Below are 26,059 nucleotides of genomic sequence, written 5' to 3'. Positions count from 1 at the left end.
CAGCAAGGCGGCTGGCACGCTGTACAGGCGGGCATAGAGGCGGCTGTTGTCGGGGTTGATGGGGCGGCACTGGCACCCCTCAATCCCCCGCAGTCTTGAAGTTGATCTGGCGTGGGAGCGGGCTTGCCCCGCGATGAGGCCAGCACTGGCACCACTCACCCCATCAAAAACTCACCGTCGCCGACAACCGCGCCGTACGCGGCGCGCCCTGGAACAGGTAGTTGTCGCCCAGGTAATCCCCCACATCCCGCCAGTAACGCTTGTCAAAGACGTTATCCACGGTCAGGCGCAGCACTGTGTCATACCCGCCAACCGTGGTGCGGTAGCGGCTACCGACATCGAACACGGTATAGCCACCCACCTCGACGTTGCCCGCTTGACTTGCGTACTTGCTGGCGCTGTAGCGCGCTCCGCCGAGCAGCGCGAGACCCGCGACCGGCAGGCTATATTCGGCCTGCAACGCGGCGCGCAGCTTGGGCACGTTGATCGCCTGATGGCCTTGGTAGGCATCGGTGCCACTGTTCTGCACGCGGGCGCGGATCGCCGCGGCACTGGCCTGGATCTGCAAGCGCGAAGTGACCCAGCCGCTGGCGCCGAGCTCAAGTCCGGTGTTCTTTTGTTGGCCCTGTTGTACGTAGGTAAAGCCAGTGGCGTCGGGGCGGGCATACTGGTAGGCCTGGCGGATCTGGAACAGCGCGGCACTGAAGCTCATGCCCTGCCAGTCGCGCTTGATGCCCACTTCCAGTTGCCGTGACAGGGTGGGGGCGAGGATCTCGGCGGCATTGCTGGCGAACCAAGGCGCGGTGCCCCCAGCGGATAGCCCTTTGGAATAGCTGGCATACAGCGTGGTGTCTGGCTGGGGCTTGTAGATCAACGCCGCGTTGGGCAGCAATTGATACTGCTGGGTATGCCGGCCGGCCAGGCCTGTTTCATCCCAGGTCTTCTCATCCAGGCGGACTTCACGCGCACCGAGCACGGTTTGCCAGTGTTCGTTGAAGGTGATGCGGTCGCTGAAAAATACCCCGTACTGGCGGCTGTCCAGGCGGCGTTCGCTGGAGCCGATGGGGCGCTCCGACGGCGGCACGGCAGGGGCGCCAGTGGCGATGTTGCCGCTGCCGACAAACTCGTTGTAGTAGGGGCGCTGGTCGAGTGTGCGACGCTGGGCACTGGTGCCAACGGTTAGCTCATGGCCCAGGCCCAATCCATCGAAACGACCGTTGAGCATAGCTTGTACTTCGTCAGTGCGGCGGGTGTCGTCGGGGCTGCGGAAGTCATAGATGTCGTAATCGCCTTGCGCGCTGAAGTAGTTCGGTACAGCTGCGCTTGCACAGCTTGCCGAGCCGTAGCAGCCCCAGGCAAACGAGCTGTAGTCATCGATCACCACCTTGCTGCGCGAAGCGCTCAAGGTGCCGGTCCAGTCGTCATTGAAACGGTACTCGAAGCGCCCGCCGAGGTTCAGCGAGTCGTTCTGTACCGGCTTTGCCCAGTGCTGATAAGCCAGCCGGTCATCCGGGTCAATGCCGTGCGGCAGCTCGGTGCCACCCAGCAACTGGTAGCCCGGTACTGATCGCTGTTCGCGGTGCTGATATTCAGCGTCCAGTTGCAGGGTGGCATTGGCGCTGATCTGCCAGTCGAACGCCAGCGAGGCGAAGTCGCGCTTGCCATCGGCATGATCGACGTAGGAGCGGATGTCCTCATGGGCCAGGTTGGCGCGCAGGCCAAATTGCCGCTCACTGCCAAACCAGCCGCCCAGATCGGTGGCCAGGTAGCGCTCGCCTTGCTCGTTGGTCGAGACCGTGACGCTGCGCACGTCTTCTGCGCGCTTGGTCACGTAGTTGACCAGCCCGCCGGGTTCGGCCACGCCGCTCTGCAACCCCGACAGCCCCTTGAGCAGCTCGACCTGCTGCTTGTTCTCCAGCGCCACGTTCTGTTCGCCGACCACGGTCTGGCCGTTGATCTTGTAGCTGCTGGCAGCGTTGAGCTCAAAGCCGCGCACGTTGAAGTTCTCGTAGTAGCCGATCGGCGCATAGCTTTCGCCAACCGAGGCATCGCTTTGCAGCACCTCACTGAGCTTGCGCACCTGGCGGTCTTGCAGCAGCTGTTGGCTGAACACGCTGATCGATGCCGGGGTGTCGAGCAGTGGCGCTGGTTGAAAGCCGCCCACCTGGGCCTCGCGCGGCTGGTAGCCGCCATCGCCATACAGCTCCGAGATGCGCACCGGGGCCAGGGGCACGCTGTCGTCGGCAAGGCCATGGCCGCTGTGCAGGGCAAGGCCCAGGCTGAGCAGGCTCAGGGGCAAACGAGGGCGAAGCGAGGTCATGCGGGCTCCTTGATGGGCATACGCGCCGTTGTGGGTCGGCTGTTATTGGGGGAGGGCGGGGCAGATAAAAAGGGCGCCATGTTAGCAGGCGCAGATGTGCTGAGCGCCCCTATTTCAGGAGCGCTCAGGCAAATAGACGATCAGGGTCTGGAGCGATTCAGGCGGCCGTGCGGCGTTGGTGCTGACGCCAACTGTCGTCGATTTTCGACCAGGTCTTGCCATCGGTGATGGCCATCAGCTTGCGACCATCCTTGAAGGTGGCGAGGAAGGTCGCTTCTTCTTCCTTGCCACCCAGCCAGAGGCCGGCGATCAGCCCGACTGGGCCGGCCACCAGCGCGCCGGCAACGCCCCAGCCAAGGGCGGTGCCCAGGCTGCGGTTGGTTTCCAGGCTGGCCAGCTTGAGTTCCTTGATCCGCGCCAGCGAGATCCGCTCGCCAGGCGAAGGGCTGCGTGGGGTCTTGAGTGTGAGCGATCCATTGCGATACTCGCCTTCACCTAGCAAGAAATCGCCGGATTGCACCGTGAGTCTTGTCATTGTGTCGTCCTGTCAGTGGGAGGGCTGTTGACCACCGCCTATGCAGCTCTTTGCGTGTGAGCAAGTCAACGGCAAGGCGACGGAGGGTCGTGCGGTCGGTTGTCGCGTCAGCCGCTGGCCTGATCAAACCGCTTGAATCAGCACCTTGCGCTTGCGCTCTGCCAGCCCCCAAACCACCAGGGCCAAGCTGCCGATCAGCAGCCCAGCGGCGACGATCCCCAGCCATCCCTGACGTTCGAACAGTTGCGTGCCCAGCAGCGAACCCAATGCGCCACCGATGAAATAGCAGGTGATATAGCCGGCATTGAGCCGCGTGCGCGCCTCTGGTCGCAACGCGATCACCGCATTCTGATTACTCACGTGCACCAGCTGCACGGCCAGGTCCAGCACCAGCACGCCGACCAACAGCGCCAGCAGCGAATGCTCGGCAAAGCCCAGTGGTATCCACGACAGCAGCAAGGCGATCAGCCCGACCGTGGTGCCCAGCGAGCCCTTGCCCCGATCAGCCAGGCGCCCCGCCCAGTTCGCCGACAGCGCGCCCGCAGCGCCGGCCAAACCGAACAGGCCGATCACCGCGTCGGAGTAGTGATACGGCTCGCGCGCCAGCAGAAACGCCAGTGGCGTCCAGAACAGCCCGAACAGGCTGAACGCCAGCAGCCCCAGCAGTGAGCGCAAGCGCAGCACCGGCTCTTCGATGAACAGGCGAAATACCGAGCCGATCAACGCCGGGTATTTCAGCCCGGCATGGCTGTTGTGCTGCGGCAGGCTGCGGTACAGGGCGATAGCGCTGACCGCCATCAGTACCGCAGCCAGCACATAGATACTGCGCCAGCCACCCAGCTCGGCCATGAAGCCTGCGGCGGTACGCGCCAGCAGAATGCCCAGCAACAGCCCGCTCATCAGCGTGCCCACTGCGCGCCCACGATGCTCCGGGGCAGTCAGGCTGGCGGCCATGGGCACCAGGATCTGCGCCACGACCGAGAACAATCCGGTCAAGGCGGTGCCGAACAGCAGCCACGGCAGGCTGGGGGCACAGGCGCTGATGATCAGGCCAAGGGTAGCAATGCCGATCATGATCACGATCAAACGGCGTTGTTCGAACAGATCGCCCAGCGGCGCCAGCAGCAACAGGCCGGCGCCATAGCTAAGCTGCGCGGCGATGACGATGGTGCCAGCAGTGGCGGTGCTCAGGCCGAACTGTTCGGCGATGCTGTGCAGCAGTGGCTGGGCGTAGTAGTTGCTGGCCACGGCCAGGCCGGTGGCAGTCGCCATCAGCAGGATCAGGGCGCGACTGAGGGTCGGGGCGTTCATGGTGGTTCTCATTGCGGGCAGAAGGAAAGTGCGCTCAGTATCGGTAAGTATCTGGCATGACACCAATGTATAGTTTTCACGTTATCTATCTCAATTGCAGATCAATCCATGAATCTCAAGCAGCTCGAATATGCCTTGGCCGTGGCCGATACCGGCAGCTTCACCCGCGCCGCCGAGCGCTGCCATGTGGTCCAGTCGGCGCTTAGTCATCAGGTGGCACGCCTGGAGGCACAGTTGGGCGTCAGTCTGTTCGAGCGTACCTCGCGGCGGGTGCGCTTGACCCCGGCTGGTGAAGCCTTCGTGCTCAGCGCGCGGCCAGCGCTGGAGGCTGCCCAGCGCATTGCCGATGACGTGGCGGCTGCCTGCGGGCAGGTGCGCGGACGGCTGTCGATCGGTGAGATCAGTTCGTTGACGGCGCTCGATCTGGTCGATCTGCTGGCGCTGTTTCATGCGCGTTATCCGGCGGTGGACGTGCGCTGGCTGACCGCCAAGAGTGAGTTGCTGGTGGCCGATGTCTGTGAGCGGCGCCTGGATGTAGGTTTTATCGGCTTGTGGCAGGGCGAAGTGTTGCAGGGCGTGCAACATCGATTGCTGGGCCGGGAAGAACTGGTCGCGGTGCTGCCGCCCGGGCATCCTTTGGCCGGACGTGGGCGGCTGGCCTTGGCCGATATTGCCGATCAGGTGTTGGTCGACTTTCCCGAAGGCACTGGTGCCCGGCGCCAGACCGATGAGGCCTTCCAGGCGGCGGGATTGGTGCATCGGGTACAGTTCGAGATCGGCCATATTCGCCTGGTGGAAAAGTTTGTCCAGCGTGGCCTGGCGATCGGGCTGGTACCGGAACGGATTGCCAATGAGTTTGCTGGGGTCAGTGTGGCTCACTTGGATGACGCCCCTGTACGACATTTGTATGCGGTGTGGTCGAGCAGCCCGACCCCAGCAGCGCGCGCATTCCTTGAGGTGCTGGAACAAAGCCTGGCCTAGCAGACGCTATCACCCCTCTTTGTAGGCGCGGCGCACCGCTACTGCTACAAAGAGGGGCCGCATCCCTCAGGCAGAGAAACCACCATCCGCCGTCAAGCTGGCGCCAGTGATATACCCAGCCTCAGGCCCAGCGAGATAAGCGACGAAGCTGGCGATCTCTTCGACATGCCCATAGCGCCCAATCGCCATTAGCGGAATCAGACTCTCGGCAAAATCCCCCGCGGCCGGGTTCATGTCGGTGTCGACTGGCCCAGGCTGTACGTTGTTGACGGTAATCCCCTGCGGCCCAAGGTCACGCGCCAGGCCCTTGGTCAGGCCAACCAGCGCCGACTTGCTCATCGCATACGGCGCGCCACCGGCAAACGGCATGCGCTCGGCATTGGTGCTGCCGATATTGATGATCCGACCACCCTGGCCCATGTGCCGGGCAGCGGCTTGGCTGGCAACGAACACACTGCGCACGTTGACGGCGAGGATCCGGTCGAAGTCGGCCAGATCGAACTCGGCCACTGGCGCCACCGCCAGCACACCCGCGTTGTTGACCAGAATGTCGAGCCTACCGAATGCCTTGACCGTCGCCTCCACGGCCTGCTGCACAGCGCTGGCATCGGCACTGTCGGCGCGCAAGGCCAAGGCTTTGCCGCCAGCGTCGTTGATTTCTGCTGCCAGGGCCTCAGCGGTGTCCGCCGAGCTGACATAGGTAAAGGCCACCTGCGCCCCTTCCTTGGCCAGACGGCGCACGATCGCCGCACCGATGCCGCGCGAACCGCCCTGGACCAGGGCTCCCTTGGTGTCGAGAGTAAGTGAATGGGACATGCTGATCTCCTGCAAGTGAAAGGCCGGATGCCTTGGGATGGGAGAAGTATCGGCTGTGGATTACCTGCTGATAAGATGGCAATCGCTATCAGCAGAGTAAACCTGGGGTTGGTAATCATGGCCATGGAGTCGTTCAGCACGATGGAGTGCTTTATTCGCAGCGCCGAGGTCGGCAGCTTCGCCGAGGCTGCCCGGCGCCTGAGCCTGACCCCGGCAGCGGTGGGCAAGAACGTCGCCCAGCTGGAGGCGCGGCTGGGTGTGCGACTGTTCCAGCGTAGTACGCGCAAGCTGACCTTGACCGAAGCGGGGCAGCGATTTCTCGCCGAGGTCAGCGACAGCTTTCGCACCATTCAATACGCCATGGCCAACCTGGCCAGCGCCGAAGGCCAGCCGGCCGGGCTGTTGCGGGTGAGCATGGGGACGGTTTTCGGGCGTTTGTACGTGCTGCCGCTACTGGCTGAATTTCTTCAGCGCTACCCGGCGATCACCCCCGACTGGCACTTCGACAACCGCCAGGTCGACCTGATTGGCCAAGGCTTCGATGCGGCGATCGGCGGCGGTTTCGATCTGCCGCCGGGGGTAGTGGCGCGCAGGCTGACCCCGGCACACCGGGTGCTGGTCGCCTCGCCGGCTTATCGCCAGCAGCATGGGCCTATCGAGCAGCCCGAAGACTTGCCACGCCACGCCGGGATTTTAATCCGCTCGCCGCAGACCGGCCGCGTGCGCTCCTGGCCGCTGACCAGTCGCTGGCAGGAGCAACGGCCTTTGCAACTGCGCCAGGCCATGACCATGAGTGACTCCGACGCCGCCTGCGCGGTGGCTGAACAGGGCTTGGGCATCGCCCTGGTCAGCTTGCCGTTTGCCGTGCCTTACCTGACCTCAGGCAGGCTGCAGCGGGTGTTGCCGGACTGGTATGTGGATGATGGCAACATCAGTCTCTATTACGCCGAGCACAAGCTGTTGCCGGGCAAGACCCGGGCGTTCATCGATTTCGTGGTGGAGCGGTTTGCGCGGCAGGGGCTGGCGAAGCGCTTTGATGCGCTGGAGGCGCTATAGAAGGCACCCGTGCCGATCTTGTGGGAGCGGGCTTGCCCCGCGATCAGGCCAGGTCAGACGACATCGATCACAATCGACACCTGCGCCACCCCAGCCACCTGCAAACTCACCTCATCATCAACCCGTTTGCCGATCAACAACTGCCCCAGCGGAGAGCGCGGCGTAATCACGGTAACCACCTGCTCGCCCTCGCCGATCTTCAGCCCAGCCCCTTGCGGCCCAAGAAACAGCATCCTCTGGTGACCCTGCTCATCTTCCAAAGTCACCAGGTTGCTGATCTGAATGCCCCGCGCCGGATCATAGTCACGCATGATCAACTGCTGATACGTCAGCAGCGCCTGGCGAATCTCGGCGGTGCGCCGCGCTTGCCCGGTGGCCAGGTACGAAGCCTCAAGGCCCAAGGTGTCGTACTTGTTCTCGGCAATGTTCTCTTCGGCCGTGGCCGTTTCATAGGCGGTCTGGGCGGCGCGGCGCAGCACTTCGACGTCGTCTTCCAGGGTTTGCACGATGCGCGCGAGCAGGGTGGTCTTGTTCATGGTCAGTAGCAGAACTCCAGCACGTTGGCCTGGCTCTTGTCGGTTGGGGCGGTGCGGTTTTGTTGCAGCCAGAACTGACACTTGGGGTTATTCAGGTTGCGCGGGTTGCCTTGGGCGGCATCAGCGGCCTGCTGGGCCTCTTGCTGATGGAGGATGTCCTTGTACCGCTCGAACATCTGCGCCTGGGCATCGGCGGGCTGTGCCGGTGGCGGGGTAGGTGCGACGATTGCTGGCGCCACCGCCTGGGCGACTGGCGTCACCTGTTCAGGCCACCAGCGCAGTGCCAGCCACAGGCTCAGGCCAATGGCAACGGCGCCCAGCCACAGGCCGAAGGCCACGCAGAGGATCAATTGCAAGGGCTTGAGGGTAATCTTCAGTTCGCGGCGGCGATACATGGCGGCCTCCTGGCAGGGCGGGTCATGCCGGCATTGTCGCATGGGGGGCGAGAATTATTCAGCGCCAGAGCTTTTGTCAGCAAGCATTTATCCGCACAATCGGCGGTTTTTCCGCGCGGCGAGGGAAGTGGGCATGAAAACCACGTGGGACATTTTCTGCACGGTCGTCGACAACTACGGCGATATTGGCGTGACCTGGCGCCTGGCCCGCCAGCTGGTGGCCGAGCATGACCTGGCGGTGCGCTTGTGGGTCGATGACCTGAACGCCTTCGTCCGCCTGTGCCCGGAGGCCGATGCCAACGCCGAGCAGCAATGCCAGCAGGGCGTTGATGTGCGCCATTGGCCGGCTGACTGGCAGGGCGCTGCCCCGGCGCAGGTGGTGGTTGGGGCCTTTGCCTGCGTATTGCCTTCGGCCTATGTCGAGGCGATGCGCGCGCAAGCCACGCCGCCGCTATGGCTGAACCTTGACTATCTGAGTGCGGAAGATTGGGTGGAGGGCTGCCATGGCCTGCCGTCGCCTCAGGCCAACGGCCTGCGCAAGATGTTCTTCTTCCCAGGGTTTACCGCAAACACCGGGGGGCTGCTGCGCGAGGCCTCGCTGCTGGCGCGCCGCGATGCTTTCCAGCAAACGCCTGGCGAACGGGCGAGGTTTCTTCAGGGGCTTGGCGTGCAGCTTGAAGCGTCGGCGCGATTGATCTCCCTGTTCGCCTACGAAAACCCGCAGTTGGCCAATTGGCTCGATGTGCTGGCGGCAGATCCACAGCCCAGCCATTTGCTGGTGCCGCAAGGGCGGGTGCTGGCTGATCTCGCTTGCTGGTTGGGCGAGGCGCACTTGCCGGTTGGGGCGATCCACCAGCGTGGCGCCCTGACGGTGCAGGTGCTGCCTTTCGTCAGCCAGGACGACTACGACAAGTTGCTCTGGGCGTGCGACTTCAACGCCGTGCGCGGCGAGGATTCATTCGTCCGTGCGCAGTGGGCGGGAGCGCCGATGCTCTGGCACATCTATGTGCAGGAAGAAAACGCCCACTGGGAAAAACTCGAAGCGTTTCTTGGCCATTATCGTCGCGGCTTGTCGGACGCTGCCGCAGGGGCTCTGAGCGATTTGTGGCGCGCCTGGAACATGGATCAAGACATGGCCCAGGCCTGGCAAGCGCTGCAACCGCACTGGCCGCAGTTGCGCCAGCATGCCCGTGACTGGGCCGCAGAACAGGCCACTCGGCCGGACCTTGCCACGGCGCTAGTACACTTTTACCGAAATTCGCTATGATACGCGGCCTCGATTTTTATAAATCCATCCAGATTCGGATACTTCGCAATGAAAACTGGTAAAGAAATCAAACCTGGTACCGTTCTGCGCATCGATAACGATCCGTGGTTGGTTCAGAAAGCTGAATTCACCAAATCGGGCCGTAACAGCGCGATCATGAAGACCAAGCTGAAGAACCTGCTGACCGGCTACAAGACTGAAACCGTCTACGGTGCCGACGACAAGCTGGACGATGTGATCTTGGATCGCAAAGAAGCCACCCTGTCGTTCATCAACGGTGACTCGTACACCTTCATGGACACCACCGACTACACCATGTACGAACTGAACGCCGAAGACATCGAGGCCGTTCTGCCGTACATCGAAGAAGGCATGGAAGACATCTGCGAAGCTGTGTTCTTCGAAGAGCGCCTGGTTTCGGTTGAACTGCCGACCACCATCAGCCGTCAGGTTGTCTACACCGAGAACGCTGCACGTGGCGATACCTCCGGCAAGGTCATGAAGCCTGCCAAGCTGAAGAACGGTACCGAGATTCAGGTTGCCGACTTCATCCAGATCGACGAGTGGATCGACATCGACACCCGCGACAACAGCTTCAAGGGCCGTTCCAAGAAGGCCTAACTTCTTGCGACCCGCAAAAAACCCGGCCTTGGCCGGGTTTTTTTTGTGCCTGAAACAGTGTGGGGCTGCTCTTTCACACAGTCACATGCAGCCGCACATCTACATTGCCACGGGTGGCGTTGGAATACGGGCAAACCTTGTGCGCCTTCTCTACCAGGCCTTCAGCTTCAGCCTGTTGCAGGCCAGGCAGGTTGATCTGCAGATCGATATCCAAGCCAAAGCCACCTGGGATTTGGCCAATGCCAACCTTGGCAGTGATCGAGGCATCGGCCGGCAGTTGTTTCTTCTCTTGCCCGGCCACGAACTTCAGTGCGCCGATGAAGCAGGCCGAATAGCCAGCGGCGAACATTTGCTCGGGGTTGGTGCCTTCACCGCCTGCGCCACCCAGCTCTTTGGGGGTGCTCAGCTTGACTTCCAGCTTGCCGTCGCTGGAGCGGGAGGTGCCGTCGCGACCACCGGTGGAGGTTGCCTGGGCGATGTACAGGGGAGTGACCTTTTGCATCTTGAGCCTCGCTTGTGTGCTGTGCGCCGTGGCGCTGGGTGGGTGTGGGATTAAATTAGCGCGCAATTATTTAGTGCGCAAGATAAATCTTCCACCGTTCATCCGAACGGCCATTTCACAGCATAGTCCTCAGAGGCTCTTTTGCAGGCTGGCGCGCAGCTCCAGTAGGTCGGCTTGCAGCTGTTGCAGGCGTTCCAGGCTCAGCCCGCTGGCTTGCAGGATGCACTGCGGGACGCGCTGGGCCTCGTCCTGCAGGGTGCGGCCCTTATCGGTGAGTTGCACCAGCACCACCCGTTCATCCTCGCGGCTGCGGGTGCGCTTGAGCAGACCCTCGCTTTCCAGGCGCTTGAGCAGCGGGGTCAGTGAGCCGGGGTCGGTGAGCAGGCGCTGGCTGATTTCACCCACGGTCAGGCCGTCCTGCTCCCACAACACGAGCATCGCCAAGTACTGCGGGTAGGTCAGGCCCAGGGCCTGCAGCAAGGGCTTGTAGACCTTGGTCATCAGCAACGAGGTGGAGTGCAGGGCGAAGCAGACCTGGTTGTCCAGCAGCAGCTCGGTGCAAGGGGCTTTAGTGTCGGCGTTCATGCAGGTCCTTGAATTAATTCTGGTGAAAATTTAGCACGCTGATGGTTAGCGCGCTCATGACCAGCGTAATCCACTGCGCAACGCCAGATCCCAAGGTGGAACCGGGCTGAAGCGGCTCTTGAGAAATTCGAGCAGCAATCGACTGCGAGAGTTCGTTTCATGTTCCAGGCGTAGTGCATAGACGCCACTGGTTTCCGGCTGGGGCAAGCCGTTTTGGCAGAACAGCGGCAGCAGTTCACCGCGCAGCAGGTAGTCGCTGATCAGCCAGGTGGGCAGGTGCGCGATGCCTAGGCCGGCGAGCGCGCCGAACAACAGGGTTTCGGCGTTGTTGGCCGACATGCGCATGCGTGCCGGGCGATACAGGCGGGTCTGGCCGTCCACGGCGAAGCGCCAGGCGAACGGCGGCGCTAGGCCGTCCCAGTCCAAGCCATCGTGTTCTGGCAGTTCGCTGGGGCAGGCCGGTACGCCGCGGCTGGCCAGATACCCTGGGCTGGCGCAGGCAATGCGCACCATGTAGGCCAACGGCGTGGCGACCAGGCGCGTATCGGCCAGCGGACCTGCCCGCAGCACCAGGTCGACTTCGCCTAAGTGGCTGCCATGCAGGTCGACGAAGCTGTCGATCAGCCGCAGCTGCACGTCCAGGCCCGGGTAGGCCACGAGGAAGTCGGCGATCGCTGGAGCCAGGTGGCGCCGGCCAAATGCTGCTGGGGCATCGATACGGATCAAACCTTCCGGGGCGTTGCTCAGCGACACCGCTTCGGCGCGTGCCAGGCGTAATTCTTCAACGATGCGCCGTGCGCGCTCGGCGAAAGCCTTGCCAGCCGGGGTCGCGCGCACCGCGTGGGTACTGCGTACGAACAGCCGGCTGCCTACGGCGCTTTCCAGGTTGTCGATGCGCCGCGCCACCGCTGAGGGGGTCAGCGGGTGGCGGCGGGCGGCCGCGGAAAAGCTGCCGGACTCCAGCACATCCAGGAACAGGCTCAATTGTTCGGTAAGGGTATCGGGGCTCATGCTCGGTCTGCTTATGCGAGTTACGCATAGTCATTGTGCGTTGCTGTGCGTTTCCCCGCTAGCCTAGTGTCGGTAGCATGCGCGCATCGTGTAACCGGCGGATGAGGCCCTGATGATCGAGTGGTTGATGTATATCGTGTTGGGCGCCGCACTAGGCACCGTGGGTGGTTTGTTCGGGATTGGCGGCGGCTTGATCGCCATTCCGGCCCTCGGCGTGTTATTTGGCCTGGATCAGCAACTGGCCCAAGGCACCGCGCTGGTGATGGTGGTGCCGAACGTGTTGCTGGCGCTGTGGCGCTACCACCAGCGCAACCGCATCGAGCTGCGCCATGCGCTGCCGTTATCGTTGTGCAGCTTGCTGTTTGCCTGGTTGGGCTCGATCTGGGCGGTGGGGATCGACGCTCACTCGATGCGCCTGGGTTTTGTCGGCTTCCTGGTGGCGTTGGCGGTGTGGAACGTTGCCCGGATGTTCATGCGTGTTAGCCCGCCGAGCAGCGAGTTGCGCTATGCCTGGCCCTGGCTTGGGGTGCTGGGCAGCTTTGCCGGGACCATGGGCGGGCTGTTCGGCGTAGGTGGGGCCGTGGTGGCGACGCCGATTCTGACCAGTGTGTTCGGGACCACCCAGGTGGTCGCGCAAGGGCTGTCGCTGGCACTGGCGGCGCCAAGCACCATGGTGACGCTGCTGACTTATGGACTGCACCAGAGTGTGGTCTGGCAGGTGGGTGTGCCGCTGGCGGTCGGCGGGTTGTTGAGCATCAGCTGGGGGGTGAAGTTGGCGCATGCCCTGCCGGAAAAAGTCCTGCGCACGATGTTCTGCGTGTTCTTGGTGGTGTGCGCGGTGATGCTGGTCTACGAGCTCTGAGGATTGATTGTGGTGTCAGTGCATGCCCTATCGCGGGGCAAGCCCGCTCCCACGCGAGTAGCGCAATGGACTGCGCCGCGCGATAGGGCGGTACTACACCGCAAACCCTTCGGTGATGTAGTCAGCCATGCAATCAGTGATCGGCGACTGAGTCTGCGCATTGCGCAGCAACATCACATTGGCCAGCGGCAGCTGGGGCAGGCCGTCGGCTTCACCGAGAATGCGGATGTTGCCGCCGACCAGGCTCTGCAACTGCGCCGTCACCGCCAGGCCGGCCGTGACAATGGCAAAAATTGCCGCAAGGCTGGGGCTGGTATAGGCGATGCGATAATCGATGCCCTGGCTCTCCAGCGCATTGCAGGTCCAGGCCCGGCAGAAACAATCGGTGTTGAACAGCGCCAACGGCATCGGCCGCTGCTCCTGCGGACAAAAGCCCTGTGCCGCGGCCCAGACCAAGCGCTCCTGGCGCAGCAGCTGGCCTATCTCATTACCCGGCTCGCGGGTGACGATGGTCAGGTCCAGGTCCTGGCGCAGCATCAGCTGTTTCGACGAGTCGCAATGCACCTCCACCTGAATCAGCGGATAGGCCTGGGCGAAGCTGGAAAGGATGCTCGGCAGAAAGCGCATGGCGTAGTCGTCAGGCGTGCCGATGCGCACCACCCCGACCATGTGCGGCATGCGCAAGGTGTTGAATACTTCGCCATGCAACTTGAGGATGCGCCGGGCATAGCCAAGCAGCACCTGGCCTTCGGCGGTCAGGCGCACCTGGCGGCCGTCGCGCTCGAACAGCTGGCGCTGGAGGATGTCTTCCTCCAGGCGCTTCATCTGCATGCTGACCGCCGACTGGGTGCGGTTGACCACCTCGCCAGCGCGGGTGAAGCCGCCTTGTTCGGCGATGGCGACGAAGGTGCGTAGGACGTCCGAATCGAGGCTCTGGTACTGGGACATTGCATCAATCTCCGAGATGCATGGCATCAGAAACATTCGTTGGATTGATCGTATGCCTGGCGCGAGACTGAAGCCATCAACACGGAGGGCTTCACGATGAAAGGTCATGTCAGCGTTACCCAGCAACCTGTCTTTTCTGTCGGCCACCTGCTGCATGAGGTGGGGCACCGGTTGGCGCGGTGGCATCAGCTGTATCGTCAGCGCCAGGAGCTGGCCGGGCTAAGTGATGCGACGCTTGCCGATCTGGGGTTGAGCCGGGCGGATATCCAGCGCGAGGCCGAGCGGCCGTTCTGGGATGATCCGCTGCGTAAGTAAGTGTCAGTATCGGCCTCGTCGCGGGGCAAGCCCGCGCCTGCACCCGCGATGAGGGCCGAACAATCGCTACAAAGATGATTGCCAGGCCTTAGCTCAGCGGCGTACCTGCTTCAGCGTCTCGGCAATCAAGAACGCCAGCTCCAGCGACTGATCAGCATTGAGCCGCGGATCGCAATGGGTGTGGTAGCGATCCGACAGCCCATCCTCGGTAATCGGCCGCGCCCCACCAATGCACTCGGTGACGTTCTGCCCGGTCATCTCGATGTGAATCCCGCCCGCATAAGAGCCTTCGGCCTGATGCACCTGGAAGAACTGCTTGACCTCATCGAGGATCTGGGCGAAGTCGCGCGTCTTGTAGCCGCTGCTGGCCTTGATGGTATTGCCATGCATCGGGTCGGAGCTCCACAGCACCTTGCGTCCCTCGCGCTCGACGCTGCGAATCAGCCCTGGCAGGTGATCGCCAACCTTGCCTGCGCCCATCCGCACGATCAGGTTCAGGCGCCCTGGGTCGTTGTCCGGGTTGAGCGTATCGATCAGGCGGATCAACTCCTCAGGCTTCATGCTTGGCCCGACCTTGACGCCAATCGGGTTATGCACTCCACGCAGAAACTCCACATGGGCGCCGTCAAGCTGGCGCGTGCGGTCGCCGATCCACAGCATGTGCGCCGAGCAATCGTAGAAATCGCCGGTCAGGCTATCGCGGCGCACGAAAGCTTCTTCGTAATTGAGCAGCAGCGCTTCGTGGGCAGTGAAGAAGCTGGTTTCACGCAGTTGCGGCGCGCTGTCCAGGCCGCAGGCGCGCATGAACGCCAGGGTCTCGTCGATACGGTCGGCGAGTTGGTGGTACTTCTCGGCCAGGGCGGAGTTGGCGATGAAATCCAGGTTCCACTTATGTACCTGGTGCAAGTCGGCGAAACCACCCTGGGCGAAGGCGCGCAGCAAGTTGAGGCTGGCGGTGGCCTGGTGGTAGGCCTGCAGCAGACGCTCAGGGTCGGGGATGCGGCTGGGCTCGTCGAAACCGATACCGTTGACGATATCGCCGCGATAGGCCGGCAGGGTCACTTGGCCGATGGTTTCATCGCCGGCAGAGCGAGGCTTGGCGAACTGACCGGCCATGCGCCCGACTTTCACCACCGGGCAACCGGCGGCGAAGGTCATGACGATGGCCATCTGCAGCAACACCTTGAAGGTGTCGCGGATTTTCGCCGCGGAGAACTCGGCGAAGCTCTCGGCGCAATCACCGCCCTGGAGCAGGAATGCGCGGCCCTGGGTGACCTCGGCAAACTGTCGGCGCAACTCCCGCGCCTCGCCCGCGAAAACCAAGGGTGGGTAGCTGGCCAGGGTCTGCTCGACCTTGAGCAGGTGCGCAGCGTCTGGGTAGGTTGGTTGCTGCTGGATCGGCAGGTCGCGCCAGCTTTCAGGGCTCCACGGTTGCTTCATCACGGGCTCGGTATGGTCTGTTATGGGCTGTCTGTCATGGTATCAGCTGGCGAGCCGCTTGTTGCACCGGGGGCATTGACGGACAATGGCGGTTTTGTGCGCAGGTCAGGCGGGAGTGGCAATGTCCAACGAGCGGGAAGAGCGGCTGCTGGCGCGGGTCGAGGATGCCTTTGGCGTTGTCAGCGTCTACGAAGTCGAGGACTACCGTTTTCTTGAGTTCGGCGATGCTATCGAGCAGAGCTGCGTGTTCACTGCCGACCCCAGCTGGCTGGAGTACGACTACACCCGCGCGATGCTGCTGGGCGCGTTGTGCCATCCACAGCCGGAGAGTGCGCTGTTTCTTGGGCTGGGTGCCGGCACCCTGACCCAGGCCTGCCTGAAGTTTCTGCCGTTGGAAGATGTCGAGGCCATCGAACTGCGCCCGGATGTGCCGCGCCTGGCCATGGAGTACCTGGGCCTGGATGACGATCCGCGCCTGTACGTGCGGGTGGGCGATGCGCTCGAGCTGCTGGCGAGTGCGGAGAAGGCCGACCTGATCTTCGTTGACCTGTATACCGACCATGGTCCGGGTGTCGGGCACCTGGCCTGGGGCTTTCTGGAAAACTGCCAGAAGCAGCTCAACCCCGGCGGTTGGCTGGTGATCAACCAATGGGCCGGCGATGACGGCAAGCCGCTGGGCGCGGCGCTGTTGCGCGGGTTGTATCACCGCCATTACTGGGAGCTGCCGGTCAAGGAGGGCAACGTGATCCTGTTCGTGCCGGCCGAGCTTGAGCAGCAGCTGGATATCGAACAACTGCGCGGGCGGGCCGAGGCACTGGCGCCGCAGTTGGGATACAGCCTTGAGTACCTGATCAAAGAGGTGCGGCCAGCGACCTGATGTTGGCTTTAAAACACCACGATCACTGTGGGAGCGGGCTTGCCCGCGAAGAAAGCACCACAACCTGAAGGGGAAACGATTCAGCCATTATCCGATGATGGCTGCATACTGGCCGCTATTCCCGAAAAAAATCTAACTGCCCGAAACGATTTCAGGTATAGTACGCGCCGGTCTTTTAGCGGGCCGCAAAATCAGGTGGTGCAAATCCTCCGAGTCCAGCTTCGGCTGCACGTCCGCTAGGCGGACCTTCCCAAGTTTTTCTTTTTCAATCGTTTTCGCAAATCCCCGCCGCCAAAGCTGCCTGGGTGACCCTCGGGTCTTTCAAGGCATGTGCAGCTTTGGAGCATGGGTCTTTGCGGATGCACATAGAGGCAGACCCATGACCCAGGAAACCGGCGGATTCGCCGCTCTCGGACTTAACCCGAACATTGTTGCTGCCGTACTGGCCACCGGCTACGAAGAGCCGTCCGCCATTCAGCAACAATCGATTCCGATCATCCTCGACGGTCATGACATGATCGGCCAGGCGCAGACCGGCACCGGTAAAACCGCTGCCTTCGCTCTGCCGATCCTCAATCGTATCGATGTGAGCAAGCGCGAACCGCAAGCCCTGATCCTGGCGCCAACCCGTGAGTTGGCGCTGCAAGTTGCAACCGCTTTCGAAACCTACGCCAAGCAAACGCCAGGCGTTAACGTAGTAGCTGTCTACGGTGGTGCCCCAATGGGCCCACAGCTGCGTGCCATTCGCAACGGCGCGCAAATCGTCGTAGCTACCCCAGGCCGTCTGTGCGACCACCTGCGTCGTGACGAGAAAGTCCTGTCGACCGTTCAGTACCTGGTACTGGACGAAGCCGACGAGATGCTCAAGCTGGGCTTCATGGATGACCTCGAAGTGATCTTCGACGCCATTCCGGCCACGCGCCAGACCGTGCTGTTCTCGGCGACCCTGCCGTCGTCGATCCGCAGCATCGCCGAGCGTCACCTGCGCGAGCCGAAGCACGTCAAGATCCAGAGCAAGACCCAGACCGTTACCGCGATCGACCAGGCGCACCTGATGGTCCACGCCGACCAGAAGATCCCGGCTGTGCTGCGTCTGCTGGAAGTCGAAGAATTCGATGCCTTGATCGCCTTCGTGCGTACCAAGCAAGCCACCCTGGACTTGGCCGCTGCCCTGGAAGCCAAAGGCTACAAGGCTGCCGCGCTGAACGGCGACATCGCCCAGAACCAGCGTGAGCGCGTAATCGACTCGCTCAAGGATGGCCGCCTGGACATCGTCGTCGCCACCGACGTCGCTGCCCGTGGTCTGGACGTACCGCGTATCACCCACGTGTTCAACGTCGACATGCCGTACGACCCAGAGTCCTACGTGCACCGTATCGGCCGTACTGGCCGTGCGGGTCGCGAAGGCCGTGCACTGCTGCTGGTCACCCCGCGTGAGCGCCGCATGCTGCAGGTCATCGAGCGTGTAACCGGTCAGAAGGTTGCTGAAGCCCGCCTGCCTGGCCCACAAGCTGTACTGGATGCGCGGATCAAGAAATTGACCGCAAGCCTGGCGCCGCTGGTGGCCGAAGCAGAAGCCAGCCATGGCGACCTGTTCGACCGTCTGACCGCTTCGCTGGAATGCACGCCACGTGCCCTGGCCTCGGCCCTGCTGCGCAAGGCCACCAATGGCCAGCCGCTGGACCTGGCTTCGGTTGAGCGCGAGCAGCCACTGGTGCCGACTAGCGGCCCACGTGGTGAGCGTGCCGAGCGCGGTGAGCGCAGCGATCGTGGCGAGCGTAGCGACCGTGGTGACCGCGAGCGTCGCGCGCCAATGCCACTGGCTGAAGGCCGTGTGCGTTGCCGTACCGCCCTGGGTGCCCGTGACGGTATCGCCGCCAAGAACCTGTTGGGTGCGATCCTCAACGAGGGCGGCCTGGCCCGCGACGCTATCGGCCGCATCCAGGTGCGCGACAGCTTCAGCCTGGTCGAGCTGCCGGAGGATGGTCTGGAGCGTCTGCTGACCAAACTCAAGGACACCCGCGTAGCCGGTAAGCAGCTCAAGCTGCGCCGCTATCGCGAGGATTGATCCTGGCGCAATGAAAAAATCCCCGGCCTAGGTCGGGGATTTTTTTGCCTGTCGAGCTAAGAATTATGCCGGATGTGCTGGCCTCTTCGCGGGCAAGCCCGCTCCCACACGGCTTGATGCGATCTGTGTGGGAGCGGGCTTGCCCGCGAAGAGGCGGCTGATCTCAACACAAGGCTTCAGTCAAACCGGTAGATATCCATCCCCAGCGCACCGAGGGTGAACCCCTGGTGCACCACGCCAAACTTGTCACCCGCGCCCAAGGCAAAGAACAGCGGCAGCAAATGCTCATCACTGGGATGATTGCGTAGCGCATGCGGCGCCTGCTGGCGGTAGTCGAGCAGGGCAGGGCGGTCATCTTCCTTGAGCCTGTCGACCACCCAATCACGAAACGCCAGTGCCCAAGGCTCGATCGCATCTGGCCCGGCATGCCAGTCCAACTCGCCCAGGTTGTGCGTGATGCTGCCCGAGCCGATCAGCAGAATACCTTCATGGCGCAGCGACTCCAGCGCCTGGCCCACCTCCAGTTGCAAGCGAGGCCCGCCCTGGCTGGGCAGAGAAACCTGCACTACCGGGATGCCCGCATTGCGGTACATCAGCGACAACGGCACCCAGGCACCATGATCGAACGGTCGCTGCTCATCCAAAAGCGCCGGCAGGCCCGCAGCGGTCAATTGCGCGCTTATCTTGCGGGCCAGCTCGGGGTCACCTGGCGCCGGGTATTGCACCGCGTACAGCGTCGGAGGGAAGCCGTGGAAGTCATGCCAGGTCTGCGGCTGCGGATTACTCATGACCAGCAGCTCACGGCTCTCCCAGTGCGCCGAGACCACCACGATCGCTTTCGGTCGGGGCAAGGCGTTGGCCAGTGCTGCCAAGGCCGGTCCGCTGGCGCCAGGTTGCAGGGCGAGCATGGGCGATCCATGGGAAATGAACAGGCTGGGCAGCATGGCGGGGTCCTGACAGTTAAGATGCAGCCATCTTCGATCAGTTTAAGATCGAGATCCAATATAAGTTTTCACCGCGAACTATCGAAAAATCGGGAGCGAACATGCAGCCGGCGTTCTGGCACAAAAAGTGGGCAGACAACCAGATTGGCTTTCACCAGGCTCAGGTCAACCCCTATCTGCAAGCGTACTGGCCGCTCGCTGAGCTAGCGCCGGGCAGTCGGGTGCTGGTGCCGTTGTGTGGCAAGAGCCTGGATATGATCTGGCTTGCCGCCCAAGGCTATCGGGTGTTGGGCGTGGAATTGTCGAGGCGGGCGGTAGAGGACTTCTTCGCTGAGCATGGCTTGCAGGCGCAGGTGTCGCAACAGGGCGCCTTCGAAGTCTGGCGCAGTGCTGAGGTGGAACTATGGTGTGGCGATTTCTTTGCCTTGCAGCCTGGCGATGTTGTCGATTGCGCAGGCCTTTATGACCGTGCTGCGCTGATCGCCTTGCCCCAGGAGATGCGCCATCGCTACATGGCGCTGCTGTCTGAACTGCTACCAGCAGGCTGCCGAGGCGTGCTGGTGACACTCGACTACGAGCAGGCCCGTGTGGACGGGCCGCCGTTTTCGGTGGCAGATAGTGAGGTGCGCGCTGGCCTGCGCGGATGGCAGGTCGAGCAGGTGCAGCAAGAGCAGGTTATCGGGCAGAGCCCGAAGTTTCAGCAGGCTGGGGTGACGAGCCTGTTCGAGCGGGTTTATCGGCTACACCACTGAGCCACAAAAAAGGGCGACCGAAGTCGCCCTTTCTAATGGCTGGTAGAGGATCAGCCGCGGCGACGCAGCGCCTCGATACGCTCTTCCAGCGGCGGGTGGCTCATCAGCAGGCCCGCCAGGCCTTGCTTGAGGCCGCCGTTGATGCCAAACGCCTTGAGGGTGTCGGGCATGTGCACCGGCATGCCTTGCTCTACGCGCAGGCGCTGCAGCGCGCCGATCATTGCGGCGGTGCCGGCCAGCTGGGCGCCGGCTTCGTCGGCACGGTACTCGCGGCGACGCGAGAACCACATGACGATCATGCTGGCCAGGATGCCCAGAATCAGCTCGGCGACGATGGTCGCCACGTAATAGGCGATGCCTTGGCCTTCTTCGTTCTTGAAGATCACCTTGTCGACGAAGTTGCCGATGATGCGGGCGAAGAACATCACGAAGGTGTTCACCACGCCTTGCACCAGCGCCAGGGTGACCATGTCGCCGTTGGCCACGTGGCCGATTTCGTGAGCCAGTACCGCGCGCACTTCATCGGGCGAGAAGCGCTCCAGCAGGCCTTGGGACACTGCCACCAGCGCGTCGTTACGGTTCCAGCCGGTGGCGAAGGCGTTGGCCTCGTAAGCCGGGAAGATACCCACTTCGGGCATCTTGATGCCGGCTTCGCGCGACAGCTCCTCGACCGTTTGCAGCAGCCACTGTTCGTGGCGGGTGCGCGGCTGGGTGATGATTTGCGTGCCGGTGCTCATCTTCGCCATCCATTTGGAGATGAACAGCGAGATCAGCGAGCCGGCGAAGCCGAACACGGCGCAGAACACCAGCAGCTGGCTGAGGTCGAGATCAACCCCGTTGGCCGCCATGAACCCATTGAAGCCAAACAGGCTCAGGGTAATGCTTGCAACCAGCACCACCGCAAGGTTGGTGGCTACAAACAACAAGATGCGCATCATGGTTGTTACGTTCTCCTGACGGATAAAAATGTTGCGTACTGCGGGGTATATAAGGGGGAGATGACGCCGATTCAACCGGTCGACTATTTCAAACTGTGTAGCGCGGAGTATGGCAGAGGAAACTGGCCGGTTTGTGGGATAGAGCGTTGCAGGATGTAAGAAGATTCGCGGCGCTAAGCATTGAATGGGCCGCAAAGCGGCCCCAAGCTCAATTACTGCTGATAGGTACGCAAGAAGTTGCCAATCCGCCCAATCGCCTGCTCCAGGTCATCGACCCGGGGCAAGGTCACCACGCGGAAGTGATCCGGCCACGGCCAGTTGAAGGCGGTGCCTTGAACGATCAGCAGCTTCTCCGAGAGCAGCAAATCCAGCGCGAACTTTTCGTCATTGAGGATTGGGCACACCTTCGGGTCGATCCGTGGGAAGGCATACAGCGCGCCCATCGGCTTGACGCAGCTCACCCCGGGGATGGCATTGAGCAGTTCATAAGTGCGGTTACGCTGCTCCAGCAGGCGGCCAGGCGGCAGCACCAGGTCATTGATGCTCTGGTAGCCGCCCAGGGCGGTCTGGATCGCGTGCTGGGCCGGCACGTTGGCGCACAGGCGCATGTTGGCCAGCATGTCGATGCCTTCGATGTAGCTCTGGGCGTGGTGCTTGGGCCCGGAGATGATCAGCCAGCCGGAGCGGAAGCCCGCCACCCGGTACGACTTGGACAAGCCGTTGAAGGTCAGGCAGAGCAGGTCAGGCGCCAGCGAGGCGGTGCTGATGTGCACGGCTTCGTCGTAGAGGATCTTGTCGTAGATCTCGTCGGAGAACACCACCAAGTTATGCTGGCGAGCCAGTTCGAGCATGCCCAGCAGCAGCTCCTTGGAGTACACCGCGCCCGTGGGGTTGTTCGGGTTGATGATCACCAGCGCCTTGGTATTGGGGGTGATCTTGGCCTTGATGTCTTCAAGGTCAGGGAACCAGTCGGCCTGCTCGTCGCACAGGTAGTGCACCGGCTTGCCGCCCGCCAGGCTCACCGCAGCGGTCCACAGAGGGTAGTCAGGCGCTGGGATCAGCACCTCGTCGCCATTGTTGAGCAGGGCCTGCATCGACATCACGATCAGCTCGGAGACGCCGTTGCCGAGGTAGATGTCCTCGATGGTCACGCCTTCGATTTCTTTTTGCTGGCAGTACTGCATGACGGCCTTGCGCGCGCTGAACAGGCCTTTGGAGTCGCTGTAGCCCTGGGCGGTCGGCAGGTTGCGGATTACGTCCTGGAGGATCTCGTCCGGCGCCTCGAAGCCAAACGGCGCCGGGTTGCCGATGTTCAGCTTGAGGATGCGGTGGCCTTCCTCTTCCAGGCGTTTGGCGTGCTTGAGCACTGGGCCGCGAATGTCGTAGCAGACATTGGCGAGCTTGTTCGATTTACTGAACTGCATGATGTGATCCCGATTGAGAAGTCGCAGGCGCCGCCGTCGAAAGGTTTGAAAGGGCGTGGCGCGGGTGCCAGACTTGAGGCCTGGCACACGAAGCCAACTAATATACGTGCCACCCGCGCCCTGGAAAAGACGGTGCGGCGTGAAATTCAGCCTGCCGAGGTTCCTACATGCAAAAGATCGACAAAACCCTAGAAGAGTGGCGCGAGATGCTCGACCCTGCGCAGTATCAGGTCTGTCGTCTGAAGGGCACCGAGCGGCCCTTCAGTGGCAAGTACAACAGCGAGAAGCGCGCTGGTGTCTACCATTGCATCTGCTGCGACCTGGCACTGTTCGATGCGCAGGCCAAGTTCGATTCCGGCTGTGGCTGGCCAAGCTTCTATGAGCCGATCGCGCAGAGCGCGATGATCGAGATTCGCGACACCTCCCACGGCATGATCCGCACCGAGGTCACCTGCGCCCAGTGCGATGCCCACTTGGGGCATGTCTTCCCTGATGGCCCGCCACCGACCGGCCTGCGCTACTGCATCAACTCGGTGTGCCTGGATTTCAAACCGCGTGACTGACCGGAGAGCGCCAATGGCTGACTCGTTGCTGGATATTCCCTGCGTTACCCTCACCGGCGAGCACAAGCTGCTGGGCGATTTCCAGGGCAAGGCTGTACTGGTGGTGAACACCGCCAGCCAATGCGGCTTCACCCCGCAGTACAAAGGCCTGGAGCAGCTGTGGCAGGACTACCGCGAGCGTGGCCTGGTGATCGTCGGGTTCCCCTGCAATCAGTTCGGCAAGCAAGAACCTGGCGATGCCCGCGAGATCGCCACGTTCTGCGAAACGCGCTTTGGCGTGAGCTTCCCGTTGATGCGCAAGATCGAGGTCAACGGCCCCGGCGCCCACCCGCTGTTCGTCGAGCTGAAAAAACGCGCCCCCGGCCTGCTGGGCACGCAGAAGGTCAAGTGGAATTTCACCAAGTTCCTGCTCGACCCGGTCAGCGGCAAGGTCACCCGCTTTGCTCCAGCGACCAAACCTGAAGCGCTCAAGGCCGCCATCGAGCCGCTGCTCAACCGCTGACCGGCACCCAGTGCTCGATCAGTGCCAGTAGTTCTTCGCGGCGAAACGGTTTGGCCAGGTAGTCATCCATGCCCGCCGCGCGGCAGCGTTCGCGCTCCTCGGGCATGGCATTGGCGGTCAGGGCGACGATTGGCAACTGCGGCCAACGACCGCTCTGGCGAATCCGCCGGCTGGCTTCATAGCCGTCCATGATCGGCATGTTGCAGTCCATCAGCACCATGTCGACGTCTTCTTGCTCCAGCACCTCCAAGGCTTGCGCGCCTTGGGTGGCGAGCAGTACATCGCAGCCGAGCTTGCCCAGCATGCCCTTGGCCACCAGCTGGTTGACCGGGTTGTCCTCCACCAGCAGGATGCGCGCCCGGCGCTCGTGCAGCTTGGGGAATTCGTGTGGCAGTGGGGCATCTGGCGCGCCCCCTTGAAGCATTCGCCGCAACGTCTGATACAGCGCATTGCGCGCCAATGGCCGCGCCAGTTGCACCAGTGGCGCCAGGCGCTGGGCCTCTTCGCCGGGGAGGAAGTTGCCGTAGGCGGTTACCAACAGAATCGGCGCCGTGACCGCAGGGCGCAGATCCAGCAGATGCTCCACGTCATCGGTGATCAGCAGATCCAGGGCGCTGTGAGGGAGTTCAGCGGCATCGTCCAGCCGGGTGAAGGTCAGGCCCCAGCCAGGCAACAGCCCGGACAATAGCTCGGACAGGCCACTGCCAGGCTTGCTCAGCGCCACCACCTGGCCGCGCAGCGGCGCCGGCGCAATCGCCTCGGTGTGGGTGGGTAGCGGCAGGTCGGCACTGAAGCGGCTGCCAAAGCCGGTTTGCGAATGAATGTGCAAGTGCCCCTGCATGGCCTTGCACAGGTTGCGTGTCAGCGCCAGGCCAAGGCCCGTGCCGCCATATTGGCGGGTGATGCCAGCGCCGGCCTGGGTGAAGGGCTGGAAAATGCGCACCTGGGCTTCTTCGGGGATGCCGATGCCGGTATCGCTGACCTCCAGGCGTACGCCACCGACGATAGGCATCAAGCGCACATCGACCCGGCCAAAGCGGGTGAACTTGAGCGCGTTGGACAGCAGGTTGCTGACGATCTGCCGTACCCGGGTCGGGTCGCCCAGCACCGTGCTGGGGAAGTCCGGCGCGATCAGGCAAGTCAGCTCGACACTGCTCGCGGCGTTCTGCGACAGCAGGTTGGCGGTGTCTTCGACCATCGCTCCCATATCGAAGGCAATTCGCTCCAGCTCCAGCTGGCCAGCGTCGAACTTGGACAGATCGAGGATATCGTTGAGCAGCTCCACCAGCACCTTGCCCGAGTCGTGGGCTATCGACAGCTGTTGGCGCTGCTCGGCCGCCAGCGGGCTGTCCAGGGCCAGCGCGATCATGCCCAGCATGCCGTTGAGCGGGGTGCGGATCTCGTGGCTCATGTTGGCCAGGAACGCCGCCCGTGCCTGGGCCATTTCCAGGGCGCGGCGGCGCGCCTCTTCCAGGTCCTGATTGGTCTGGCTGAGCCGGTCGTTGCTGGACTTGAGTTCGTTGGTACGCGCCGAGACGATGTTTTCCAGTTCGTTGAGGTACTGCGTCAGGCGGTTTTCCGCAGCGCGCCGTTGCTGGATTTCAGTGGCCATGCTGACGAACTGTTGGTTGGCCACTTTGACCAGCACGCCAATTTCGTCGAGCTCATGGCCGTGCGGGCAGTCCAGGCGGGTCTGCTGTGGCTGGCGCGGGTCGCTGTTGCTCAGCGCGGCGATCACCGTGACCAGCGGTTTGGTCAGCATCATGTAGAACAGTGCCAGCAGGATCCCGGTAAGCACCAGGCTGCGGGCAAAGCCATTGAACAGGGTGACCCCGGCACGGTCGAGGAAGCGGCTGCCGAAGGTGTAGGTGTCGACATCCAGGTACAAGGTGCCGAGGTATTCGTGGGGCATGTGCGCCAGGTACAGGCGATCCTGGAGCTGGCGATACTCGCCGAAGAGAAAGTCGCTCAGTGGCCGGTAGCGGTCTTCCAGGCGCGGGCGCTGGACGTCTGCCAGCACCGTGTCATTGTTGTCGATCAAGCGCGCGCGGATCACCGCTGGCGATTGCAGCAGCCCGCCTGTCAGCTCCTGGGCCAGCTCGGCATCGATGTTATAGGCGATGCGCGAGGCCGGATTGTGGCTGATTTGCAGCAACGCCTGCACTTCGCGGTTGATGGACGCGTCTTCGCTGGCATAATCGATGCCGATCTGGATGAGACTGAGCAATGTTCCCAGGATGAAGCCGACCAGGACTGTCAACCGGGCTTGCTTGTATGACAGGCGATTGGTGAACTTGATATCCATGTGTCCCGAGCCGGTTCCTCGCTCCTGCGCTGCGCAAGCATAGCCGATCAACCTCGGCTGCTGGCGGGTCTGTCGAACATTCAGCTGGAAGATTGCTGTTGGCAGTGCCGGCCCTATCGCGGGGCAAGCCCGCTCCCACGCCTGCGCCCTCTTGAAGATAGGCCGGCGTGGGAGCGGGCTTGCCC

At 62.7% G+C, this 26,059-nt stretch carries 24 protein-coding genes and 2 pseudogenes; 11 read left to right on the top strand and 15 right to left on the bottom strand.

Going from position 1 to position 26,059, the window contains the following annotated elements; translation table 11 throughout:
* Positions 1-163 precede the first annotated feature (163 nt).
* From AAZU54_RS25355 to AAZU54_RS25345, 3 genes are all read right to left on the bottom strand, one after another.
* Positions 164-2,320 (bottom strand): TonB-dependent siderophore receptor, encoded by a 2,157-nt coding sequence (locus AAZU54_RS25355; protein WP_434727811.1) that lies wholly within the window; start codon positions 2,318-2,320, stop codon positions 164-166.
* Positions 2,321-2,477: 157 nt separating this feature from the next.
* Positions 2,478-2,855 (bottom strand): hypothetical protein, encoded by a 378-nt coding sequence (locus AAZU54_RS25350; protein ID WP_186557643.1) that lies wholly within the window; start codon positions 2,853-2,855, stop codon positions 2,478-2,480.
* 123 nt (positions 2,856-2,978) lie between these two features.
* On the bottom strand, positions 2,979-4,166 hold the full coding sequence (locus AAZU54_RS25345; protein ID WP_186557644.1) for an MFS transporter: 1,188 nt from the start codon (positions 4,164-4,166) through the stop codon (positions 2,979-2,981).
* Positions 4,167-4,274: 108 nt separating this feature from the next.
* Here AAZU54_RS25345 and AAZU54_RS25340 point away from each other — a divergent pair, with 108 nt between their 5' ends.
* The gene (locus AAZU54_RS25340; RefSeq protein ID WP_312151532.1) at positions 4,275-5,147 is read left to right on the top strand and encodes a LysR family transcriptional regulator; all 873 of its coding nucleotides are present in this window, start codon (positions 4,275-4,277) and stop codon (positions 5,145-5,147) included.
* 66 nt (positions 5,148-5,213) lie between these two features.
* On the opposite strand, the gene AAZU54_RS25335 is transcribed toward AAZU54_RS25340, so the two are convergent.
* The gene (locus tag AAZU54_RS25335; RefSeq protein WP_186557669.1) at positions 5,214-5,969 is read right to left on the bottom strand and encodes a 3-oxoacyl-ACP reductase family protein; all 756 of its coding nucleotides are present in this window, start codon (positions 5,967-5,969) and stop codon (positions 5,214-5,216) included.
* Positions 5,970-6,080: 111 nt separating this feature from the next.
* Between AAZU54_RS25335 and AAZU54_RS25330 the strand changes: the two genes are divergently transcribed.
* Complete coding sequence (locus AAZU54_RS25330) at positions 6,081-7,019, top strand: LysR family transcriptional regulator (protein ID WP_434727812.1); 939 nt, start codon at positions 6,081-6,083, stop codon at positions 7,017-7,019.
* A 53-nt stretch (positions 7,020-7,072) separates the two neighbouring features.
* Here AAZU54_RS25330 and AAZU54_RS25325 read toward each other — a convergent pair whose 3' ends face one another.
* Positions 7,073-7,555 carry a GreA/GreB family elongation factor gene (locus tag AAZU54_RS25325; RefSeq protein ID WP_186557646.1) on the bottom strand — a complete coding sequence of 161 codons (483 nt, stop codon included), beginning with the start codon at positions 7,553-7,555 and terminating at the stop codon, positions 7,073-7,075.
* A 2-nt stretch (positions 7,556-7,557) separates the two neighbouring features.
* Positions 7,558-7,950, bottom strand: a complete 393-nt coding sequence (locus AAZU54_RS25320; protein ID WP_434727810.1) for a hypothetical protein — start codon at positions 7,948-7,950, stop codon at positions 7,558-7,560.
* Between the two features lie 133 nt (positions 7,951-8,083).
* Between AAZU54_RS25320 and earP the strand changes: the two genes are divergently transcribed.
* On the top strand, positions 8,084-9,217 hold the full coding sequence (earP, locus tag AAZU54_RS25315) for an elongation factor P maturation arginine rhamnosyltransferase EarP (RefSeq protein ID WP_312151528.1): 1,134 nt from the start codon (positions 8,084-8,086) through the stop codon (positions 9,215-9,217).
* A 48-nt stretch (positions 9,218-9,265) separates the two neighbouring features.
* Positions 9,266-9,838, top strand: coding sequence for an elongation factor P (gene efp / locus AAZU54_RS25310; protein WP_186557649.1), 573 nt, complete (start codon positions 9,266-9,268; stop codon positions 9,836-9,838).
* A 73-nt stretch (positions 9,839-9,911) separates the two neighbouring features.
* Here the strand turns inward: efp and AAZU54_RS25305 are convergent, their stop codons facing one another.
* From AAZU54_RS25305 to AAZU54_RS25295, 3 genes are all read right to left on the bottom strand, one after another.
* The gene (locus AAZU54_RS25305) at positions 9,912-10,340 is read right to left on the bottom strand and encodes an organic hydroperoxide resistance protein (RefSeq protein WP_186557650.1); all 429 of its coding nucleotides are present in this window, start codon (positions 10,338-10,340) and stop codon (positions 9,912-9,914) included.
* Between the two features lie 129 nt (positions 10,341-10,469).
* Complete coding sequence (locus tag AAZU54_RS25300) at positions 10,470-10,925, bottom strand: MarR family winged helix-turn-helix transcriptional regulator (protein WP_186557651.1); 456 nt, start codon at positions 10,923-10,925, stop codon at positions 10,470-10,472.
* Between the two features lie 54 nt (positions 10,926-10,979).
* Entirely contained in the window at positions 10,980-11,936 is a 957-nt protein-coding gene (locus tag AAZU54_RS25295; protein ID WP_405129645.1) for a LysR family transcriptional regulator, read from the bottom strand.
* 112 nt (positions 11,937-12,048) lie between these two features.
* On the opposite strand from AAZU54_RS25295, the gene AAZU54_RS25290 reads away from it, so the two are divergent.
* Positions 12,049-12,798 carry a sulfite exporter TauE/SafE family protein gene (locus AAZU54_RS25290; protein WP_186557653.1) on the top strand — a complete coding sequence of 250 codons (750 nt, stop codon included), beginning with the start codon at positions 12,049-12,051 and terminating at the stop codon, positions 12,796-12,798.
* A 93-nt stretch (positions 12,799-12,891) separates the two neighbouring features.
* Here AAZU54_RS25290 and AAZU54_RS25285 read toward each other — a convergent pair whose 3' ends face one another.
* Entirely contained in the window at positions 12,892-13,746 is an 855-nt protein-coding gene (locus tag AAZU54_RS25285) for a LysR substrate-binding domain-containing protein (RefSeq protein WP_186557654.1), read from the bottom strand.
* Between the two features lie 96 nt (positions 13,747-13,842).
* On the opposite strand from AAZU54_RS25285, the gene AAZU54_RS25280 reads away from it, so the two are divergent.
* Positions 13,843-14,061 carry a DUF1127 domain-containing protein gene (locus AAZU54_RS25280; RefSeq protein ID WP_186557655.1) on the top strand — a complete coding sequence of 73 codons (219 nt, stop codon included), beginning with the start codon at positions 13,843-13,845 and terminating at the stop codon, positions 14,059-14,061.
* A gap of 93 nt (positions 14,062-14,154) precedes the next feature.
* Here AAZU54_RS25280 and AAZU54_RS25275 read toward each other — a convergent pair whose 3' ends face one another.
* Complete coding sequence (locus AAZU54_RS25275; RefSeq protein WP_312151520.1) at positions 14,155-15,501, bottom strand: class II 3-deoxy-7-phosphoheptulonate synthase; 1,347 nt, start codon at positions 15,499-15,501, stop codon at positions 14,155-14,157.
* A 121-nt stretch (positions 15,502-15,622) separates the two neighbouring features.
* Between AAZU54_RS25275 and AAZU54_RS25270 the strand changes: the two genes are divergently transcribed.
* Positions 15,623-16,378 (top strand): spermidine synthase, encoded by a 756-nt coding sequence (locus AAZU54_RS25270; protein ID WP_392463313.1) that lies wholly within the window; start codon positions 15,623-15,625, stop codon positions 16,376-16,378.
* A 345-nt stretch (positions 16,379-16,723) separates the two neighbouring features.
* Positions 16,724-18,446 (top strand): annotated as a pseudogene (locus tag AAZU54_RS25265) (DEAD/DEAH box helicase).
* Positions 18,447-18,622: 176 nt separating this feature from the next.
* On the opposite strand, the gene AAZU54_RS25260 reads toward AAZU54_RS25265, so the two are convergent.
* Positions 18,623-19,390, bottom strand: a complete 768-nt coding sequence (locus tag AAZU54_RS25260) for a DODA-type extradiol aromatic ring-opening family dioxygenase (RefSeq protein WP_312156491.1) — start codon at positions 19,388-19,390, stop codon at positions 18,623-18,625.
* 101 nt (positions 19,391-19,491) lie between these two features.
* Here AAZU54_RS25260 and AAZU54_RS25255 point away from each other — a divergent pair, with 101 nt between their 5' ends.
* Positions 19,492-20,142: a thiopurine S-methyltransferase gene (locus tag AAZU54_RS25255; RefSeq protein ID WP_186557660.1), complete on the top strand. Its 651-nt coding sequence runs from the start codon at positions 19,492-19,494 to the stop codon at positions 20,140-20,142.
* A gap of 50 nt (positions 20,143-20,192) precedes the next feature.
* On the opposite strand, the gene htpX is transcribed toward AAZU54_RS25255, so the two are convergent.
* Together htpX and AAZU54_RS25245 are read right to left on the bottom strand one after the other, a co-directional pair.
* Positions 20,193-21,080: a protease HtpX gene (htpX, locus tag AAZU54_RS25250; RefSeq protein ID WP_186557661.1), complete on the bottom strand. Its 888-nt coding sequence runs from the start codon at positions 21,078-21,080 to the stop codon at positions 20,193-20,195.
* A 212-nt stretch (positions 21,081-21,292) separates the two neighbouring features.
* Positions 21,293-22,504: a pyridoxal phosphate-dependent aminotransferase gene (locus AAZU54_RS25245; RefSeq protein ID WP_186557662.1), complete on the bottom strand. Its 1,212-nt coding sequence runs from the start codon at positions 22,502-22,504 to the stop codon at positions 21,293-21,295.
* Positions 22,505-22,671: 167 nt separating this feature from the next.
* Here AAZU54_RS25245 and msrB point away from each other — a divergent pair, with 167 nt between their 5' ends.
* Both msrB and AAZU54_RS25235 read left to right on the top strand, forming a co-directional pair.
* The gene (msrB, locus tag AAZU54_RS25240) at positions 22,672-23,067 is read left to right on the top strand and encodes a peptide-methionine (R)-S-oxide reductase MsrB (protein ID WP_186557663.1); all 396 of its coding nucleotides are present in this window, start codon (positions 22,672-22,674) and stop codon (positions 23,065-23,067) included.
* Between the two features lie 13 nt (positions 23,068-23,080).
* Positions 23,081-23,569 (top strand): glutathione peroxidase, encoded by a 489-nt coding sequence (locus AAZU54_RS25235; protein WP_186557664.1) that lies wholly within the window; start codon positions 23,081-23,083, stop codon positions 23,567-23,569.
* Here AAZU54_RS25235 and AAZU54_RS25230 read toward each other — a convergent pair.
* A pseudogene (locus AAZU54_RS25230) lies at positions 23,559-25,915 on the bottom strand (response regulator). The gene AAZU54_RS25235 and the pseudogene AAZU54_RS25230 sit on opposite strands and share 11 nt — an antisense overlap.
* Positions 25,916-26,059 lie beyond the last annotated feature (144 nt).

It is taken from the genome of Pseudomonas sp. Je.1.5.c (genome assembly GCF_051129895.1).
GTDB classification, from domain to species: domain Bacteria; phylum Pseudomonadota; class Gammaproteobacteria; order Pseudomonadales; family Pseudomonadaceae; genus Aquipseudomonas; species Aquipseudomonas urmiensis.
This window is presented reverse-complemented; position numbering and strand designations above follow the sequence as displayed.